This is a genomic window from Mitsuaria sp. PDC51 (assembly GCF_900113225.1).
In the GTDB taxonomy this organism is placed as follows: Bacteria; Pseudomonadota; Gammaproteobacteria; order Burkholderiales; family Burkholderiaceae_C; genus Roseateles.
In genome coordinates, this window is record NZ_FOZE01000001.1 from 2,233,716 (window position 1) to 2,250,924 (window position 17,209).

At 69.4% G+C, this 17,209-nt stretch carries 2 protein-coding genes; both read left to right on the plus strand.

Translation table 11 applies throughout. The annotated features are described in order from the left end of the window. Positions 1 to 55 precede the first annotated feature (55 nt). Positions 56 to 16,666, plus strand: coding sequence for a hemagglutinin repeat-containing protein (locus tag BM393_RS09640; RefSeq protein ID WP_091724555.1), 16,611 nt, complete (start codon positions 56 to 58; stop codon positions 16,664 to 16,666). Then, positions 16,663 to 17,133 (plus strand): hypothetical protein, encoded by a 471-nt coding sequence (locus BM393_RS25200; RefSeq protein WP_141225277.1) that lies wholly within the window; start codon positions 16,663 to 16,665, stop codon positions 17,131 to 17,133. Before BM393_RS09640 ends, BM393_RS25200 begins: the two co-directional genes overlap by 4 nt. Positions 17,134 to 17,209 lie beyond the last annotated feature (76 nt).

Genomic DNA, 17,209 nt, shown 5'->3' on the forward strand with positions numbered 1-17,209 from the left:
ATGCCCTTGCGCTGACCCGGATCCCTCGCTCCCCAATTTCTCCGTTGAGCTCACGATGAACCGTCTCCAGTACCGAATCGTCTTCAACAAGCAACGTGGCCAACTGATGGCCGTGGCCGAGACCGCCGTCAGCCAGACCAAGGGCGGCAGCGGGGAGAGTGCGGCACCGGCGCGTCGCGCGCTGGCCGCCACGGAGGTGGTGCCGGCGATCTCGCGCGGCCCGCCGGCGCTGCTCGCGCTGGCCGCGGCCTTCGCGATGGGGGCGGTGATCACGCTGGCACCGGAGGCGCTGGCCCAGGTCAAGGCCGATCCGAATGCGCCGAAGCAGCAGCAGCCGACGGTGGTCAACAGCGCCAACGGCACGGTGCAGGTGAACATCCAGACACCCAGCGCGGCCGGCGTCTCGCGCAACACCTACAGCCAGTTCGACGTCGACAGGCAGGGCGTGATCCTGAACAACTCGCGCACCGATGCCAGCACGCAGCTGGGCGGTTTCGTGCAGGGCAACCCCTGGCTGGCCAAGGGCAGCGCGCGGGTGATCCTCAACGAGGTCAACAGCAGCGCGCCCAGCCAGCTCAAGGGCTACGTGGAAGTGGCGGGGCAGCGGGCCGAGGTGATCATCGCCAACCCGGCCGGCATCCAGGTGGACGGCGGCGGCTTCATCAACGCCAGCGCCGCGGTGCTGACGACGGGCACGCCGCGCTTCAACGCTGACGGCAGCATCGCCGGCTACGGCGTGCAGGGCGGGCTGATCCGCATCGATGGGCAGGGGCTGGATGGTTCGCAGACGGACTACACCGCGCTGCTGGCGCGAGCGGTCGAGCTCAACGCGGGCTTGTGGGCCAAGGACGCGCGCATCCAGACCGGCACGCAGGTGATGACGGTCGAAGGCGCGGCCGCCGGCAATGGCGCGGGCGAAGCGCTGGCGCCGAGCGGCGAACGTCCGCGCTATGCGCTCGACAGCACGGCCCTGGGCGGCATTTACGCCCAACGCATCACGCTCGTCGGCACCGAAGCGGGCCTGGGTGTGCGCCAGGCCGGGCAGATCGTCGGTGGGCAGCTGACGCTGCGCGCCGATGGCTGGCTGGACAACACGGGCACCATCTACGCGCAGGAGGCCGATGCCAACGGCACGCCGTCGTTGACGGTGCAGTCCAACACCGGCGTGCGCAACGCGGGATGGCTCGCTTCGCGTGGGAGCGTGGACCTCAAGGCGCCGCAGCTGAGCGGCGAAGCCGGCAGCGCGACCGTCGCCGGCATGACTTCGGATGGCACGATCGTCGCTGGAGCCGGCAGCCTGTCGCTGACCGCCTCCCAGTCGGCGACGCAACTGGGCCAACTGCTCGCGGGCGACGGCTTGGCCCTGCAGGCACCGACCATCACCGCCGATGGCGCGCGCCTCGCGAGCAACGGCGCCGCGCTGACGATCACCGCCGATGCCTTCAGCGCCCAAGGCGCCAGCATCGAGCAGTACGGTACCGGTGGGCTCACCCTGGACGCCCGTGCGCTCACGCTGACCGGCGCGACGCTCTGGTCCAACGGCGCGCTGTCGGCGCGCTCGGCGCAGCTGATGCTCGATGGCGCCGATGTCCAGGCGCTGTCGATCTCGCTGAAGGCCGACGGCACGCTGAGCCAGCAACGCGCGTGGCTGCGCTCGGCCGGTGCCGCGACGCTGAGCGCGGACCGCATTGACAACCGCGACGCGCGCGTCGCCGCCGATGGCGGCGTGACGCTGCAGGCCGGCACCGAGCTGCGCAACGATCGCGGCGAACTGAACGCCGCCGCGGGCGGCATCCTGATCCAGGGCCAGGCCGATGTGGTCAACACCGCTGGCGCGATCGCGGCGCGCGACGGCATCTCCGTGGAAGCGCGCTCGCTCGTGCAGGAGCAGGGCGGGTCGATCGACGGCCAGGACGTCGCGTTGAAGCTGCAAGGCGCGCTGCGTCAGGACGCGAGCGCGCGGCTGGCCGCCGGCAACGGCCTGTCCGTCGACGCCGCCTCCATCGCCTCCGACGCGCAGGTGCGCGCAGGTGGCGCGCTCGCCCTCACCGCGCGTGACGGCGCCGTGCTCGGGGGCTCGATCTACGGCGGCAACGTGAACGTCACGTCCGGCGGCGACCTCAGCGTGAGCGGCCTGCTCGCCGCTCAACGCGACCTGAACGCGAGCGCCGCCCGGCGCTTGCAGACGGGCAACGCCGCGACCGTCGCGGCCGGCCTGGGCAGCGACGGACGCGTGGGTACGCAGGGCGCGCTGTCGATGTCGGCGGGTTCCGAGCTCTTGCTGCGCGGTCAACTGCTGGCCGCCGACGCCGCCTTCGACGCCGCCGGCATCGACCTAGCCGGCGCGCAGTTGCAGGCCTCCAATGCGCTGCGCATCAGCACGGCCAGCGACCTGGTCACGGAAGGCGCGCGGATGAGCGCCTCGTCGCTGACGCTGCAGGCGCAGAACTGGCGCCATGCCGGCGGCCAGCTCGCGATGAGCGGCACCGGCGACTGGAACGTCGAGCTGACGGGCCAGCTCGACAACCGCCAGGGCAAGATCCAGACGAACGCGCGCAGCCTCACGCTGACGGCGCAGGGCGTCGACAACACCGGCGGCCGCCTCTCGACGTCCGGCGACGCGCTGACGATGACCGTGCAGTCGCTCGCGAACCAGGGGGGCGTGCTGTCGACCAGCGGCGATCTGCGCGTTGATGCGCGCCAGCTCGACAACCGCGATGGCGAGTTGAGCGGCCGCGGCGTGGACGTGCGCGGACAGCAGGTCGACAACACCGGCAGCGGCCTGATCGTGGCCTCGCGCGACTTGAGCGTCCGTGCCGACGCGATGACCAACGCCGGCGTGATCCGCGCGGCGGGCGCGGCCTCGATCGACGCGGGGACGCTGACGCACAGCGGCACCATCGCCGCGGGCGGTACGCTGGACGTGCACGCCGGCGCCATCGACAGCAGCGGCGCCTTCGCCGCGGGTCTGAGGGCGGACAACACCGTCGGCACCACGGGCGACCTGTCGCTGAAGGCCGAGGGCGCGCTGAAGCACAGCGGCGTGACGCTGGCCGGCGGCGCCGCGCGCCTCGAAGGCGCCGAGCTGCAGCTGCAAGGCAGCCGCACGCAGGCCGCGAGCGTCACCGCGCAGGCGAAGGCGGGTGATCTGCGCCTCGATCGCGGGGCGATGGCTTCGGCCGGCGCGCTCGACCTGGGCGCGACTGGCGCCATCGTGTCCGAGAGCGCCCAACTCAGCGGCGGCTCGGTGAGCTTGACGGCGGCTGACTGGCGCAACGCCGGCGGCGAGCTCTCGCAGACGGACGCCACGGGTCGCCTCGCGGCGACGGTGACGGGCGCGCTCGACAACCGCGGCGGCCGCATCACCGTCAACGGCACGGCGCTGACGCTGTCGGCGCAGCAGCTCGACAACACGGGGGGGCACATCGTCCATGCGGGCACAGCCGCGGGTGAACTGCGCATCGATGCCGGCACGCTGGCCGGCGCGCGGGGCGAGATCCTCGGCAACGGCGGGCTGACGCTGACCACGAGCGGTGCCGCCGACCTGAGCCAGGCGCAGACGCAAGCCGACCGCATCACAGTCAACGCCGCCAGCCTGTCGCTGCAGAACGCGCAACTGGTGGCCAAGGGCGCGGTCGATCTCACGGCTGGGCAGGCGCTCGACAACACGAGCGGCCTGGTGCAGGGCGGCGGCCCGGTGACGCTGCAGGCGGCGACGCTGACCAACCGCGACGGCCAGATCGGCGGCGCGGCAGTCACGCTGCGCGCTGGCGCGATCGACAACGCGGGTCAGGGCCTGGTGACCTCGGGATCGAGCCTGACGGTGAACGCCGATCGCCTCGACAACGCGGGCCAGCTGCAAGCCGCGGGCGATGTCGACGTGACGGCTCGCGCCGCGCTGACGAATGCCGGCCTGATCACCGCGAAGGGCGATGTCCGCGTGAATGCGGGCGCCTTCGATCACACCGGCACCGTGGCCGCGAGCGGCAACACCCGCATCACGGCGGGCACCTTGACCAGCAGCGGCAGCTTCGCGGCGGGTCTCCAGGCCGACAACACCGTCGGCGATCGTGGTGATCTGACGATCACCGCACAGCAACTGCGTCAGAGCGGCACCTCCGTGGCGGGTGGCGCGCTGACGTTCAGCGCCGACGGCCTCGCGCTCCAAGGCAGCAAGACGCAGGCGGGCTCGGTGTCGCTGCAGGCGCTGGCGGGCAGCCTCGCGCTCGATCAGGCGACGGTCGCGGCGACGCGGCAGCTGACGCTGTCGGCTTCGGGCGCGCTGGACGCGGCGGGTTCGACGCTGAGCGGCGACTCCGTCTCGATCGCGGCCGCCGATTGGCACAACGCGGGCGGCACGCTCGCGCAGACCGGCGCAGCGGGCGCGATGCGCGTCGATGTGGCCGGCCTGCTCGACAACCAGGGCGGCCGCATCGGCGCGAACGCTCAATCGGCCACGCTGAACGCGGGCCAGCTCGACAACCGGGGCGGCGCGATCACGCATGCCGGCGCGGGCGCGCTGGCGATCTCGGCGGCCTCGCTGTCGGGCGCGGATGGCCGCATCGCCAGCAGCGGCGACCTCGCGCTGACCGTGAGCGGCGCGGCGACGCTGGATGGCGCGCAGACGCAAGGGCGGACGATCACGCTCGACGCGGGCAGCCTCAGCCATCGCGAGGGCCAGCTGCTCAGCCAGGGCGATGCCGCGGTGCGCGTGAGCGGCGCGCTCGACAACTCCGGCAGCTTCTACGCGCAGGGCGCGATGACGGTGACGGCGGGCGGCGCGCTCACGCACACCGGCCTGATCGCGGCGCAGGGCGACCTCACGGTGCGAGCGGACAGCATCGCCAGCAGCGGCGCCTTCGCCGCCGGCATGAAGCCGGACACCACGCCGGCGGCGCAGGGCGAGCTGACGCTGTCCGCGGCGCAGGCGCTGCAGCACTCGGGCACGGCGCAGGCGGTGGGCCGCGCGACGCTCGAGGGCGCGTCGCTGCTGCTGCAGGACAGCCAGACCACGGCCGCGTCGATCGCGCTGAACGCGCGTGGCGGCGCGCTGCGCCTGGACCGCGCGCTGCTGTCGGTGCGTGATCTGCTCGAGCTGCGCAGCAGCGGCACGCTGAACACCGAGGGCGCGCGCATGAGCGGCGCCAGCGTCGCCATCACCGCCGCCGATTGGCGCAATGCCGGCGGCCAGATCGGTCAGACGGATGCTGCGGGCCAGTTCACGGCCACGCTGAGCGGGGTTCTGGACAACCAGGGCGGGCGCATCGCGGGCAATGGCACGGCGCTGACGCTGTCGGCGGACCGCATCGAGAACGGCTCGGGTCAGATCATTCATGCGGGCACGACGGGCGGCACGCTGCGTCTGGATGCGACGACGCTGAATGGCGTCAACAGCACGATCGCCGGCAACGGCGCGTTGGCGCTGAACCTCGCGGGTGATGCCGACTTGAGCGGCGCGACGGCGCAAGGCGACCGCGTGACGGTCCACGCGGCCACTCTGAAGCTGCGCGGCGGTGAGCTGCTCGCGCAGAGCTCGACGGCGCTGACCGTTGGCGGTGAGCTCGACAACACCGGCGGCCTGGTGCATGGCGCGAGCAGCCTGACGATCGATGCCAGCACGCTGACGAACCGCGATGGCCAGCTCGGCGCGGTGGACGTGACGCTCAAGGGCGGCACGATCGACAACGCGGGCCTTGGGCTGATCGTGGCGCGCGGGAAGCTTTCGGCGGACGTGGCGAGCCTGAGCAACGCGGGCTCGATGCAGGCGGGCGGCGATCTCGACCTGCGCGCGAGCGGTGCATTGCGCAACAGCGGCACCGTCCGCGCTCAGGGCGATGGCACGCTGAACGCCGACACGCTGGTCAACACCGGCACGGTGACGGCGCAGGGCGCGCTCATCGCGCAAGCGCGCGACATCGCCAGCAGCGGCGCCTTCGCCGCTGGCCTGAATGCCGACAACACGCTTGCCACGCGCGGCGACCTGACGCTGACCGCGAGCGGTCAGCTGCAGCAGAGCGGCACCGCGCTCGCGGGCGGCGGGCTGACGATGAGTGGCGCCGGGCTCGCGCTGCAGGACAGCCGCGTGCAGGCACAGCGCGTGACGATGACGGCGCTGGCCGGCGACGCGCGCCTGGACCGCGCGACCGTGGCTGGCGGCGAGCGCCTGACCTTGTCCGCGGCGAATGCGCTGGATACGTCCGGCGCGACGCTGGGCGCGGGCTCGGTGTCGATCACGGCGACCGACTGGCGCAACGCCGGCGGCGATCTCGCGCAGAGCGCGGCGGATGGCGAGCTGCGCGTCTCGGTGGCGCAGTCGCTGATCAACCAGGGCGGCTCGATCGCGGCCAACGCGGCGGACGTGACGCTCGCCGCGGTGCGCATCGACAACCGCCAAGGCACGCTGCTGCATGCCGGCACCGGCACGCTGACGCTGAGCGCGCAGCAGCTCGACGGCACCGGCGGCGAGATCCTGGGCAAGGGTGCGCTGGCGATCCAGACGCCGGGCGCGCTGACGCTGGATGGCGCGCTGACGCAGGCGCGCGACATCACGGTGAACGCGGGCAGCCTCAGCCATCGCGACGCCAAGCTGCTGAGCCAGACCGGCGCGGCCTTCACCGTCGGTGGCGCGATGGACAACACGCGCGGCCTGATCCAGGCGAGTGAGGACCTGCGCATCGTCGCGGCTTCGCTGGACAACACGGATGGCCAGCTGGGCGGTCGCGCGGTCAGCCTGAGCACGGCGGGCCGGCTGCTCAACGGTGGTCAGGGTCTGATCGCTTCGGCGCAGGCGCTGACGATCGAAGCCGGCCAGCTCGACAACGCCGGCAGCTTGCAGTCGCAGGCGGCGATGGACCTGACGGTGCATGGCGCCTTCGGCAACACCGGCAGCGCGTACGCGCGCGGCCCGCTGACGATCACCGCCGACGGCGCGTTGACGAGCAGCGGCATGCTGGCGGCGCAGGGCGCGCTGTCGGTGCAGGCGGCGAGCATCGCGAGCAGCGGCGGCTTCGTCGCGGGCTTGAAGCCGGACAACACGCTCGGCACGCAGGGCGACCTGACGCTGCGCACGAGCGGCGCATTGCAGCAGAGCGGCCAGACCGTGGCCGCGGGCGCGATGACGCTGTCGGGCAGCACGCTGCAGCTGCAGGACGCGAAGCTGCAGGCGCAGCGCGCGGACCTGACGGCCAGCACCGGCGACCTGCGTCTGAACCGCGCGACGCTGGCATCGTCGGGGGCGCTGACGATGTCGGCGGCGGGCGCGATGGACACGGGCGCGGCGTCGATCTCGGGCGACACGCTGTCGGTGACGGCGCAGCGCTGGTCCAACGTCGATGGGGTGGTCACGCAGACCGGCCAGGCCGGCGCGCTGAGCGCGGCGCTGCAGGGCGCGCTGGACAACACGCGCGGCGAGATCGCCGCGGCGGGCCGCACGCTGACGGTGAATGCGGGCTCGATCGACAACACGCGCGGCCGCCTGGTGCATGCGGGCGCTGAGGGGCTGAGCCTCACGACCGGCACGCTGAGCGGCGCGAACGGCGAGATCCTCGGCGCGCACGTGGTGACGCTGACGGCGACGGGCGCGGTCGACCTGAGTCAGGCGAAGACGCAGGGCGGCACGGTGACGCTGCAGGCGGACAGCCTGCGTCATCAAGGCGGCCAGTTGCTGAGCGGCGGCGATGCGCAGCTGCGCGTCGCCGGCGCGATCGACAACACCGGCGGCGCGATGGGCGCGGGCGGCGATCTGCGCGCGCAGGCGGCGTCGCTGGACAACACCGGCGGCCAACTCGGCGCTCGTGCTGTCGACCTGACGCTCGGCACGCTGACCAACGGCGCGCAAGGCCTGATCAACGCGCAGACCGCGCTGACCATCGGCGCGAGTCAGGTGACGAACGCGGGCTCGCTGCAATCGGGCGCGGACACGCGGTTGACGACGACCGGTGCGCTGAGCAACAGCGGCAACATCTACGCGCAAGGCAACGCCACGGTGAACGCGGGCCAGACGCTCACCAACAATGGCCTGATCGGCGCGCAGGGCGCGCTGACCGTGGACGCACTCGCGCTGGCGGGCGCCGGCACGCTGGCCGCGGGTCTGCGTCCGGACAACTCGCTGGGCGCTCAAGGCGACCTGACGGTCCGCACGACGGGCACGCTGCAATCGGCCGGATCGATGCTGGCCGCGGGCGCGATGACGCTGCGCGGCGGCGATCTGCAACTGCAGGACAGCCGTCTGCAGGCGACGTCGGTGTCGATGAGCTCAACGGGCGCCTCGGGCCTGGGCGCGCTGCGCCTGGACCGCGCCATCGTCGCGGTCGCGGGTGACTTGATGCTCGCGAGCGCGGGTCTGCTGTCGACGGACGCGGCGACGCTGAGCGGCGCCAACGTCGGCATCACGGCGACGGACTGGCGCAATATCGGCGGCTCGCTGACGCAGACCGGCGCGGCCGGCGCGCTGACCGCGACGATCGGCAACCAGCTGCTCAACACCGATGGCCGCATCCAGGCGGCTGGCACGGGCCTGCGTCTGCAGGGGCAGTCGGTGGACAACGTGCGCGGCACGCTGATGGCGGCGGGCAGCGGTCCGCTGACGGTCACGACGGGCTCGCTGGATGGCAGCTCGGGCCAGATCCTCGCGAGCGGCGCGGTGACGATCGCCGCGACCGGCGCGGTGACGCTGGCCAGTGCGCAGACGCAGGGCACCGGCGTGACGGTGTCGGGCAGCAGCCTGGACCACCGCGGCGGCAACCTCGTCAGCAATGGCGGGGCGCTGCTCAACCTCACGGGCGGCATCGACAACCGGGGCGGCACGGTGGCCAGTGCGGGCGCGCTCGATGTGCGCGGCGCGAGCCTGCTCAACGGCGGCAACGGCCTGATGCAGAGCGACTCGACGCTGCAGGCCACGATCGGCGGCACGCTCGACAACCAGGGCGGTCGCCTGCGCAGCGGCGCGGCGATGACGCTGAACGCGGGCAATGTCGACAACCGCGGCGGCTGGGCTGGCAGCGACGGCGTGCTGAGCGTCACCACGGGCGGCGCGCTGCAGAACGCGGGCGGCACGCTGCTCGCGCAGCAGGGCGTGTCGCTGAGCGCGGCGACGCTGGGCAACCAGCAGGGCCGGATCTCGAGCCTGCAAGGCGGCGTGACGCTGCGCGCGCAGGGCGCGATCGACAACACGGCCGGCGCCATTCAGGCCGGGCAGACGGCGGATCTGGGCTCGGCCTCGCTGATCAACGCGCGGGGCGAGGTCTCGGGCGCAGCGGTCGTGATCGATGCGCGCGGACAGACGCTGGACAACAGCGGCGGCCGGCTGCTTGCGACGCAGTCGCTGACGGTGGACAGCGGCACGCTGGAGAACCGCGGTGGGCTGCTGCAATCGGGCGGCGGCCTGTCGGTGCAGACGCATGGCGCGGCGCTGAACAACACGCGCGACGGCTCGGTGACGACGCCCACGGGCATCCGCGCGCAGGGCGCGATGACGCTGAACGCCGGCACGCTGACCAACGAGCAGGGCATCAGCGCCGGCACGTCGGCGCAGGTGAACCTGAGCCAGCTGGTCAACCGCGCGGAGCTGTCGGCCTCGGCGCTGACGGTGTCGGTGGGCGGCACGCTCGACAACCAGGGTGGACGGCTGATCGGCGCGCAGACGCTGGACGCGTCGGCGCAGCAGGTGCTCAACCAGGGCGGGCTGATCTACGGCGGCAACGCGCTGAACCTCACGGCCGCGGGCCGCATCGACAACACGAACACCGGCGGCGCCGGGCAGGGTATCCAGGGCGGCGCCGTCAACGTGCGCGCGCAGCAGCTGGACAACATCGGCGGTCAGGTGCTGGCCAGTGGGAGCCTGGGGCTGACGATCGCGCAGTCGCTCAACAACGCGGGCGGGGCACTGGGCGCGTCGGGCACGCAGACGATCGGGGATGGGGCGTCGGTGTCGGCGCTGTCGCTGAACAATGCGGGCGGGCGCATCTGGTCCGGCAGCGCGATGGGGCTGAACCTGCGCGAGCTCGCCGGCGGTGTCGGCGGGCAGATCAGCAGCGGCGCGGGCATGAGCGTCAAGCTCGTGGGCGATTTCGTCTACGGCGCCAGCAGCCAGTTCCAGTCGGCGGGCGACATGGTGCTCGACGTCTCGGGCAACTTCGCCAACCAGGGCACGCTGCGCAGCGGCGGGACGCTGTCGATCTCGGCGCAGAACATCGACAACGCGGCCAGCGGCGAGCTCAGCGGCGTGAACACGCTGCTCACCGCGGCGGGGCAGATCACCAACCGCGGCCTGATCGACGGGGACGGCGTGCTGCTGACCTCGGACCGGTTGGTCAACCTGGGCACCGGGCGGATCTACGGCGGGGACGTGGTCATCGACGGTGGTGCGCTGGTCAACGGCGCGGAGGGCGGCGTGGCGGCGGTGATCGCTGGGCGGCGCTCGATCGATGCGCAGCTCACGCGCGAGATCTCCAACACGGATGGGGCGCTGATCTTCGCGGACGGCGACCTGCGGCTCGCGGGCGCGAGCCTGCTCAACGAGAACTCGACCATCGAGGCCAGCCGTGCGCTGGCGCTGCAGATGACGGGTGGGATCGTGAACCGGACGGTGCTGCAGGGCGTGGGCACGGGGCAGGGAACCGGGCAGGGAACGCTGGCCTCGGCGGCCTTCATCCGCGCCGGCGGGGACATGACGATCTCCGGCGACACGCTGCTCAACAGCGGCGCCACGATCGAGGCGCGCAGCAACCTGACGCTGACGGCCAACCGCATCGACAACGTCAATCCGTACCTGATGTGGGGCAACTACACGCCGGGCTCGGAAGGATTTGTCAGCATCGTCTACTCGATCAACAACGGGCCGATCGAAGACCTTGCCGTTCCAATGAACGGGCGCACGGCGCAGGAGGTGCTGAGCGACTACGCGCGGACGCATCGCACCCACCGGATCGTTTCGTGGGAGGCATTCGGCGGCAATGACGCGGGCGCGCCGCTGACGCAGTCGCTCGCGGCCAAGATCATCGTGGGCGGCACCTTGAGCATCGGTGCCGGCACGATCAACAACGACATGAGCCAGGTGATCGGCATGACCGGCGTGGCGATCACCGGCGGGCAGGTCACGAACGTGCCGCACACGGTGACGGCCGTCGACACGCAGGGCGTGGCGCATACGGTGAATCTCTCGCTGGCAGGCGGTGCGCCGGTGGTGGGGCAGGTGTCGCAAGCGCCCGGCGGGCGCCAGGGCGCTGGCGCGGTGAGCACGGGGGGCGGTGCCTCGGCGCAACAGGCGCAAGGCAGTGCTTCCGCCAACGCGAGCGGTGGCGCCGGTACTGGCGGCTTCCTCACCCGCTTGATCCGCCAGGTGCAGCAGGGCGCTGCGGCGCAGGCCAACGCGCAAGGCAATGCGCAGGTGCGGGCGGGCAGTGCGATCACGTCGAACGCAGTGGCGACGGGCAACGGCGCCGCGGGCGCCGGCGTGGTCCAGGCGATCCAGCGCAGTGGCGCGACCGCGACCGAGCGCGCCATCGCCGCCGCGCAGTCCGGCGACGCGGGCGCGCAGGTGGAGGCGACGCTCCGTCACGAGCGCGATGGCGACGCGGTGCAGACGGGCTCGGCGCAGGATCTGCAAGGCGCGCGCGTGACCACGCAGTTCCGCGATGGGCAGGCGATCGACGCCGCGCAAGGCAACAGCACGACGCAACAGGTGCAGGGCACGGCGCGGACCGGTCTCGCCGGCCTGCTTCAGCGGGCCCGTGCCGCATCGGCCGCGCAGGTCGACGCGTCCGCGCAGACCGACCAGAAGGCCACGACGCAGATCGGCAAGGTGACGACGCAGACCGGCTCGACCAGCCGCCCCGGCTCAGCGCAGAACGCGGCGCTGAGGGTCTCGGGCCTGAGCGTCGGCGGCCGCGTGGTGGGCGTGATGCCCAACCTCACGCTGCCCTCCAACAGCCTGTTCAAGACGCACAGCGAGCCCGGCAGCAAGTACCTGGTCGAGACGGACCCGCGCTTCGCCAACTACCGCGAGTGGCTCTCCAGCGACTTCCTGCTGCAGCAGATGGCGCTGGACCCCACCGTGACGCAGAAGCGCCTGGGCGACGGCTTCTACGAGCAGCGGCTGGTGCGCGAGCAGATCGGCCAGCTCACCGGCACGGGCTACCTGTCGGGCTATGCGGACGACGAGTCGATGTACCGCGCGCTGCTGACCAACGGCGCGACCTTCGCCAAGGAGCACCAGCTGGTGCCGGGCGTGGCGCTGAGCGCCGAGCAAATGACGCAGCTCACCAGCGACCTGGTGTGGCTGGTGGAGCAGACGGTGACGCTGGCGGACGGCACGACGCAGCGCGTGCTGGTGCCGCAGGTGTACCTGGTGCCGCGCGAGGGCGACCTGCTGCCCAGCGGCTCGCTGATCGCCGGCGGCCGGGTGGAGATGGCGCTGACGGGCGACTTCAACAACGGCGGCAGCGTGCGCGGCGGGGCGGTGGCCATCCAGGCGCAGAACATCGCCAACACCGGCGACATGCGCGCCACGACGCTGGCGCTGACGGCGCGCGAGGATCTGCGCAACATCGGCGGGCAGCTCGCGGCCACGGGCGACATGAGCCTGGTGGCGGGGCGTGACGTCGTCATGCAGAGCACCACGGCCAGCGGCGGCACGGTGAAGGGCAACGTCACGACCAAGGCGACGGTGCTGGACCAGGTGGCCTCGCTCACCGCGGGCGGCGTGATGGTGGTGCAGGCCGGGCGCGACGCGCAGCTGCAGGCGGTGCAGATCACGCAGGGCGGCGCGGAGGGCGCAGGCGCCGAAGGCGGCGTGATGGTGGCCGCCGGGCGCGACCTGACGCTGGGCACGGTGCAGACCTCGAGCTCGCGCGACCAGGTCTGGAACGCGACCAACTTCAAGAAGGAAAGCCAGCGCCAGGACGTGGGTACGGAGATCAAGGCCGAGGGCGCGGTGCTGCTCAAGGCCGGCCAGGACCTGAGCGCCACGGCCGCGCAGATCGCCAGCGCGCAAGGCGCGGTGACGCTGAGCGCGGGACGCGACGTCGAGCTGCTGGCCGGCGAGGCCAACAAGGTCGTCGAGGAGATGACGCAGAAGACCAAGAAGAGTCTGTTCAAGAAGAAGACGGTCACGACCTACAACAAGACGGACACGACGACCGCGATCGGCACGACGCTGTCGGGCGACACGGTCAACATCGTGGCCGGGCGCGACATCACGCTGGCCGCGGCGCAGGCGGTGTCGGACAACGGCACCAAGCTCATCGCCGACCGCGACATCACCATCGACGGGGTCACCAACTCGGTGGATACCGAGCAGTTCAAGAAGACGGTGAAGTCGGGGCTGTTCAGCGGCGGCGGGATCGGGGTGACGATCGGCAAGCAGGAGCTGTCGCAGGCGACGAAGACGAGCCAGGAGACGCACCAGGGCTCGGTGGTGGCCAGCGTCGCCGGGGACGTGGACATCTACGCCGGCGGCAAGTACCGGCAGGTGGGCTCGGAGGTGCAGGCGCCGCAGGGCGACGTGACGATCAAGGGCAAGTCCATCGACATCGTGGAGGCGCGCAACCAGTCGGCGCAGGACACGGAGACCAAGTTCAGGCAGAGCGGGCTGTCGCTGTCCTTGAGCGCACCGGGCGTGGATGCGGCGATGGGCGCCATCAAGGCCGGGGAGCACGTCACGCAGACGCAGGACGACCGGATGAAGGCACTGGCGGCGGCCACGGCGATCTCCAAGGCCAAGCAGGCGGTCGAGGAGATCCAGAAGTTCAACGACCTGGCCAAGGCGCAGCAGGAGCAGAGCATCCGCATCAGCCTGTCGGTGGGCAGCCAGCAGAGCAAGAGCTCGCAGCACAACGAGGCGAACCAGGCTGCGGGGAGCTCGGTGCTCGCGGACGGCAAGCTGAGCCTGATCGCCACCGGCGGCGGGCAGGACTCCAACGTCACGGTGCGAGGCAGCACGCTCGCGGGTCAGGACGTGTTCATCAAGGCGGACAACAAGATCGACTTGCTGGCCGCGCAGAACACCAGCGAGCAGCACAGCAAGGACTCGAGCAGCAGCGCGTCCATCGGCATCGGCATCTCGCTGGGCAAGGAGAACCGGCTGGGCTTCACCGCCAGCGCCAGCGTGTCCAAGGGCAACGCGGACGGCAAGGACACGAACTACTCGGCCACGCAGGTCACGGGCGGCAGCTCGGTGACGCTGCAGTCCGGTGGGGACACGACGCTGGGCGGCGCGGTGGTGACGGCGCCGAAGGTGGTGGCCGACATCGGCGGCAACCTCAAGATCGAGAGCCTGCAGGACACGGCCAAGTTCGACTCCAAGAGCCAGAGCATGGGCGGCAGCGTGACCGTCGGGTACGGGGCGGGCGGCAGCGCCAACTTCAGCCAGTCCAAGGTCAATGCGGACTATGCGGCGGTGGGCGAGCAGGCCGGCATCCGCGCCGGCGACGGCGGCTTCCAGGTGAGCGTGAAGGGCAACACCGACCTCAAGGGCGGTGCGATCACGAGCAGCCAGGCGGCGATCGACGCGGGCAAGAACAGCTTCAGCACCGGCACGCTGACCAGCAGCGACATCGATAACCGCAGCCAGTTCAGCGCCAGCGCCGTGACGGTGAGCGCGGGCACGAGCGGTGGCATGGCCGGTGCGTTCAAGGACAGCGGCGACGAGCGCAGCACGACGCGCAGCACGATCAGCGCGGGCAGCACGACGATCACTAGCGGCGATGCGGCGAGTCAGGCGACGCTGGAGAAGCTGGAGAAGCTGGACCGCGGCGCGACGAACGATGCGACGGCGGGCAAGCTGTCGCAGGGCTGGGATGGGCAGAAGCTCGCGCAGCAGGTGAAGGTGAATGCGCAAATCGTGGCGGAGTTTGGGGCGCAGGCGTCGAAGGAGGTGGCCGAACAGTTCAAGAAGCAGGCGGACAAGCTGCGGGCTGAAGGCAAAGAGCAGGAAGCCAAGAAGTACGAGGAGGGCGGTGAGTACCGAGTGGCGGCGCATGCGGTGATCGGCGCGATGACCGGCGATCTCAGCGGAGCATTGGGCGCTGCTGCGAGCGCGAAGGTGGCCGATCAACTGAACTCACTTCAAGAGACGCTCAGGGACCGGCTTGATAAGGCGGGTCTTGGGGGAGAGGGTCAAAAGAACGATTGGGCGACGGCACTGTCAAAGCTGGCGAGCGGGGCGCTCGCTACCGGAATCGGCGCGATCGCTGGTGGCGGTTTTGACGGCGCAGCAGCTGGCTTGAATCAGGACTACAACAATCGGCAGTTGCACCCCAAGGAGCGCGATAAGGCTGCTGAACTGGCGAAGAGGAGTAAGGGTAAATACACCCAGGAGCAGATCGAGGACGCGATGCGTAATAGCGGAAATAGCTATTACAAGGAAGATGTCACCGCCGGCATGGTCATTCGTGATCCAAAGGATCCCAATGCGTTCTATGACAAGGGTGCACCGTTCACGACGGGCGATAACGGGAAGAGCTTCGTTCAGATCAATCGCGACAATACCGCACTGAACTCATCCAATATCGATCCGGATCTTGCAGCCTTCGTTCGAGCCAACACGGGCGGGGAAAACTCTCCTTACTACGACCTGGCGCCAAAGAAGATTACCTATCCCGAATTGGCTCAAAGCGGCAAGGCTACGGGATTGCAATATCAAACGGTCAGCGCAAACGGGCAGTCGTTCCGCTTGGCAATCGCGGACTGCCCGGCAGTGAGTTGCCAAAACACGGACAACATCGCCAGGTTCGGGCTGAGCGCAGAGGACAAGGCTCAACTCGACGCATACGACGCTGCAGTCAAGAAGTCGCTGACGAAAGATGCGGTGAAGGGGGGGATTGTTGTGGCGGTCGGAGTCACGGCGCCGGTAACTTTGCCTGGGGCTGTAGTTGGCGGGGCAGTGATAGGCGGCGCGTCGAGCACCAGCGATCAATATATCGATAAAGGGAAAATCGACGGCGAGGTCGTCGCGCGCGAAGCCGTTATCGGTGGTGCGTTGGGCGCCGGAGGTGTTGTTACCGCAAAGGTGATCGGCGCAGCAATTCAGAAGACGGGCCAAACTCTCGATGATCTAGTCGCGTCGAATGTTATTTCACGTGCCGAGGCGGATGCCTATGTTGCTGTAAAAAGCGCAACAAACGTCTCTGAGGTAGCTGGCGGAGCAGTTGCTTCCGGCGAAAAAGTTGCTATTGACAGGGCCGCCGCGATCCATCCGGAGAACCCCTTGCTGGGGGACGCGATAACCCGCAAAGGCGATCGGTTGGTGGTGAATCAAGGAGATACGCCTACGTGCGGTCATAATTCTTGCGTGATGGCGGGTGACACTCTCGGAACTTCGGTGGACCTGTTCTCGCTTGTGAAGACATTCCCTCCGACTGGAAACGGCGTCTACCTCGCCGATGTCGCTGGGGCTCTCAAATTTGCTGACATCCCCGCCAATGCGTACTATGGAAAAACTGTTCAAGATCTTGAACGATTTACGAGCGACGGCGTCCCGGTTATCGTTCGAATTAAGAATGAATCCGGGTCATTCTCACATTTTGTCGTAGTGGACGGTGTAACAAACAAAGGTGGCGTCCCTGTCGTCGCAATCCGCGATCCACACGGTGTACAATATTTTAGTCCAGTCGAATCATTTAAAAGGGCATTCACCGGCGAGGTAGCTGTGCCCAAGGGGGTTAAATGAGCAAAAGTTCTTTGATTCTGAAGGCTCAGTTTCCGGAAGACCGATTTTTGGCTGAAATATTGTCTTTGCCAAAAATTCCTTGTATTTGCAAAATTGGCCAAGGAAAATTCCTAATTGAATTCCTGGAGCCCCTTTTTGAGGCAACGGGAGAGGTCGTTGATTTTAATTTAAATGACATTAATGGTCGTGTGCCGGTGGGGGCTGGTGGAGAGTATTTGCATTATTCGTTTGCATTGGTTACTCTGCTCCGCGTGGAAGTGGATGAGTACTTGATCCATGATTTGGCGTTCTTTAAAAGAATGTCTCCGGGGTGGTTCCCCATCGTGGAGGACGGAAATTGGGCTCCGCCCTGGAATGGAATTGGCGATGAAGAAGACGTACCGGGCGTCGTGCCTTCTAAAGGACGGTTAAGTAAGAAGCGTAAGCGGCTCCTTGATCTTCTTGGAAAGATGGACAACAAGAATTAGGGGAAGATGGGTGTATATCATTTTCTGAAAAATGCAAGCGTGAAGATGCCAGATCGGAGGCGCGTCAGCGGAGGGG